The 4,379-nt window shown below is 57.2% G+C and carries 4 protein-coding genes; 2 read left to right on the forward strand and 2 right to left on the reverse strand.

Going from position 1 to position 4,379, the window contains the following annotated elements:
• On the forward strand, nucleotides 1–644 hold a 644-nt coding region (locus tag RCH87_RS09940; RefSeq protein WP_306516544.1), incomplete at its 5' end, for a hypothetical protein.
• 180 nt (nucleotides 645–824) lie between these two features.
• On the forward strand, nucleotides 825–2,405 hold the full coding sequence (gene serA / locus RCH87_RS09945; RefSeq protein ID WP_306516545.1) for a phosphoglycerate dehydrogenase: 1,581 nt from the start codon (nucleotides 825–827) through the stop codon (nucleotides 2,403–2,405).
• A 118-nt stretch (nucleotides 2,406–2,523) separates the two neighbouring features.
• Here the strand turns inward: serA and RCH87_RS09950 are convergent, their stop codons facing one another.
• Nucleotides 2,524–3,732 (reverse strand): 8-amino-7-oxononanoate synthase, encoded by a 1,209-nt coding sequence (locus RCH87_RS09950; protein ID WP_306516546.1) that lies wholly within the window; start codon nucleotides 3,730–3,732, stop codon nucleotides 2,524–2,526.
• Nucleotides 3,729–4,379 (reverse strand): 6-carboxyhexanoate--CoA ligase (locus tag RCH87_RS09955; RefSeq protein WP_306516547.1); only part of this gene is annotated, 651 nt, incomplete at its 5' end. The genes RCH87_RS09950 and RCH87_RS09955, both read right to left, overlap by 4 nt.

Below are 4,379 nucleotides of genomic sequence, written 5' to 3' on the forward strand. Positions count from 1 at the left end.
GTGCTATTGCGCGTGGTGCTTCGATTGCGATTGCGCAGTTTGCGCCCGTCGTGATCTATGACCGCAGTATTCACCGCGAAATTCGTGCCTTAATCGAGGAGTTGAACGTTGAGCGTGTGCTCACGGTGGGCAAGGTGACGATGGCTGATGCTTCGGGTGATGTGGAAATTTTCAACGATCCTGGAACTGACCAAGCGTTGGCAGATTATACGGCGTTTGAATTTGAACAAATCGAAGTGACTGACCCAGCTAACTTGGTGCACGCATTATCGCAGCTGACTCCTGGCGGTAGGCAAGAAGTTGTTGCTACCTGGGACGTGTTAGAAACTCGGGAGCACGAAAAGTTACCAGCGATTTATGCGCAGTCCCGACGCGATAAAGAAATGGCCCCGGTCATGGTGGCGACAAATACTTCTCCGGTTATCTCGGTTGCTAATGCGACGGCTTTCGGCGCGAAAGTGCGCGTATTGCCAGATGCTGATCCGACCCGGAATTTTGAGTCTCTTGCCATGGTTGCCGGACTAGCCGACGGTCCACTCATTGCATTCGGGCGTGATTTTGGGAGCTCACGCGATTTTTCGCATAAAATCCGTGTCGCTGAGCTTTCTGCGCAACGAGAAGAAACCGCGAAATCTAAGACGTAGACAGGAATCCGTCGCTAGCCGAAAACTGCAAGGAACGGCTGCGAATTTAATCCCCGTTGAGCGCGCAATACCGTGTGAACGGGGTTGTATAATGCAAACCACATCCTGACCCACAACTGAATTCAGAATTCAATTCGATTTTTCGTCTACACGCAACCGCTCACATAGGAGAGTATTTCAGTGACCAAGCCGGTGGTTTTAATTGCAGATAAGCTAGCCCAATCCACGGTGGATGCCTTGGGTGATGCCGTCGAAGTTCGGTGGGTCGATGGCCCCAATCGCGAGGAGCTGCTTGCTGCAGTTGGCGATGCCAACGCCTTGCTCGTTCGCTCCGCAACCACCGTCGACAAAGAAGTGCTCGAGGCAGCACCTAACCTGAGCATCGTTGGCCGCGCAGGTGTTGGCCTGGACAACGTCGATATTGAAGCCGCTACCGAACGCGGTGTCATGGTGGCTAATGCTCCGACCTCGAATATTCACTCTGCGTGTGAGCAAGCTATTGCGCTGTTGATGGCTACCGCACGGCAAATTCCTGCCGCGGATAAGTCGCTGCGCGATGGCGAATGGAAGCGTTCCTCGTTTAAGGGCGTAGAAATCTTCAACAAGACCATCGGCATCGTCGGCTTTGGCCACATCGGTCAGCTTTTCGCGCAGCGTCTTGCTGCATTTGAAACCGAGATCATTGCTTATGATCCGTACGCCAACCCGGCTCGTGCTGCCCAGCTTGGTGTGGAACTCGTGGAACTGGATGAGCTGATGGCACGCGCAGATTTCGTGACCATCCACTTGCCGAAGACGAAAGAAACCGCCGGCATGTTCAACGCAGAGCTGTTGGCGAAGGCGAAGAAGGGCCAGATCATCATCAACGCCGCCCGTGGCGGCCTGGTCGACGAAGCCGCGCTGGCAGAATCCATTAAATCCGGTCACCACCGTGGTGCAGGTTTCGACGTTTATGAATCGGAACCATGCACGGATTCGCCATTGTTCGACCTGCCAGAAACCGTCGTCTCACCACACCTTGGCGCTTCGACGATCGAGGCGCAGGACCGTGCTGGCACGGACGTTGCCGCGTCGGTGCTCAAAGCACTGCGCGGTGAGTTCGTTGCCGATGCCGTGAACGTATCCGGCGGCAAGGTTGACGAAGAAGTGGCGCTGTGGCTGGAGCTTTCCCGGAAATTGGGTGTTGCTGCCTCCCGCTTCTTGGATGGTGCCCCGGTTTCTCTGGAGGTCACCGGCCTCGGCGAACTTTCCACTGAAAAGCTGGATGTGCTGGGACTTTCCGCCGTTCGTGGTCTGTTTAGCGGTGTTACCGATGAAGCAATTACTTTCGTGAACGCACCGCAGGTTGCCGAGCAACGCGGCCTCGAGATCAATGTTTCCAGCCAGAGCGAATCGCCATATCACCGCTCTTCGTTGGAAGTGAAGGTGGTCGGTTCTAATGGCGAATCCGCCACCGTTGTCGGTGCGTTGACTGGCACGGAACGCATCGAAAAGATCGTGCGCATCAACGGCCGTGGTGTTGATATGCGTGCCGAGGGCCGCAACCTGTTCTTTCAGTACACCGATGTCCCAGGCGCACTGGGCGTGGTCGGTACCGAACTGGGTAACGCCGGCATCAACATTGAGGCGGCTGCGCTGACCCAGGCTGCCAAGGGCGACGGCGCGATTTTGATTCTGCGTGTGGAAGCTGAAGTTCCAGCGGAGCTTGAAAACAAGATTGCCGAAAAGCTCTCTGCAGAGTCGTTCCAGCTGGTTTTCTAGTGCGTAACGAGCACTTCCTAGCGCTCTGGTGCGCAAATGAGTGCCCGAGCGCTCTGCTGCGCTAGCGTGCTAGCAACAGCCTAGATTCGTCTTGCTGTTATCTAGATTCGTCTTGCTGTTATGAGGTCTTGGGTGGATTCCACCCGAGGCCTCGTATTGTTTTGCCGAATTCTGTGATATCAGCGACATCGAGGCTCGCCATCGCGGTGGTGCGCAAAATTGCCTGCCCGCGCGCGACCGTCGGGTAGCGGATCGCGGGCACATGAAACCCCTGCTCAGCAAGGCAGGAAGCAAGTTCCATCGCCGCAGATTCCGCACCGACTGCAAACGGGATGATCGGCGAATGCTGGCCTGCCACCGTGCCCGCCCCGGCGCCGTCTACGTTGTATCCAGCCGCCGCGCGTAACGCTGCGACGCGCTCGTGCAAACGAACCACTGGGTGAGCATCATCGAGGGGGCGCTGCACGATCTCCAATGCGGCCGAAATCGCCGCGCAGTTCGCCGCACTGCACGCTGTCGAATACACGTATCCGCGCGCTTGGTTGCGCAGCATGCGTGCAACCGGCGCAGAGCATGCGATGAAGCCGCCTTCCGCGCCCAATGCCTTGCTTGCCGTGCCCACCAAGATGTCCGGGCGAGCGTCGTAAAGCTCACTCGCACCGACCCCGTGCTTGCCCACAGTCCCGACACCGTGGGCATCGTCAACCAGCAACCAGGCACCGTGGTGATCGCAAAGATCACGCAGGACCCGCAGATCAGCGATATCGCCGTCCATGGAAAAGACTCCGTCACTAACGACGAGTTTGTGCTCGCTGCGGCAGCTAGCCAATTCCTGCTCTAGGCGCGCGTAATCCAGGTGCGGGAAAATCACCTTCGCAGCACCGGACGCACTCGCGAGCCGGATCCCGTCGATCAAGCTGGCATGGTTCAAAGAATCAGAAAAAATCGTGAGGTTTTCGCTCGCCAGCGTTTGCAAAATGGAGATATTGGCTTGGTAGCCGGTGCCAAACAAGACCGCCTGTTCGAAGCCCACGAATTCGGCAAAACGCTTTTCGACGTGCCGATGCCAGCTCGTCGAACCCGTCGTCAAGCGTGATCCGCCTGAGCCCGTACCGAATTCTTCGAGTGCGTCGCGCGCGGCCGCGATCACCTCTGGGTGGGTGGATAAACCGAGATAGTTGGAGGATGACAACAACACCCGAGGTTTTGGCACTCCGTGCACGTGCGCGTGCGGATTTTGTGGCCCCGTAAATTCTGCCGGGTGTCGTAAAAGGCCTTGTTTTTCCCACTGAGCAATGCGATCAGCTGCGAGCTCATCGAGTTTCACCCCACGATCACCGCCTGGTTTTCTAGGTATGCGGAAATTTCTGCAATGGCGTGTTCATCGCTGCGTTCGACCACAATCACGCGGGTGCCTTGTTTGGTTCCCGCGTCTTTCATGTTGTCTATGCGGTAGTACTTGCCGGTGACGCAGGCATAGCCGGTGGTGTAGTCAGGATCATCCGAAATGCACAGTTCGGCGAGTACGTGTGGACAGGAAGCGACTTTTGCGGCGAGCACGCGTGCTTCTTGGACATAATTTTTCGCAGGGTTGTGGGCTAGCTGGTCGGTCTCGTCTGCGTTGATAGGGAACATGCTTGTTGGGCGCGTGCTTGTCAGGCTCGCAATTGAATCGCGGTGATCCATCGTGCTGGCGCGTACCCCGCGTTCTGGATCAGGTTCGACGCGCTGCCCGCTGGCGGCGTCGACAAGCATCGCACCACGCATGCCGGTGACGGTCGCCAGGTAATTCCAGATTCGCTCACCGTGCGGGGTGATCTCGCTGAGCAGGTCAGTGACTAATTCTTGCGCTTGCGCTGGAGATTCGCAGGGCAGCTGTCCGACGGACAACTCCGGCAAGTATTTGATGTCGTCGACGGCAAGCGCAGTTGTGGTGACCACGATCGAATCTGGCTGCCCTTTCGGGTGCTGGAG

Origin of the sequence: Corynebacterium sp. (assembly GCF_030826625.1) — a bacterium.
Lineage (GTDB): Bacteria > Actinomycetota > Actinomycetes > Mycobacteriales > Mycobacteriaceae > Corynebacterium.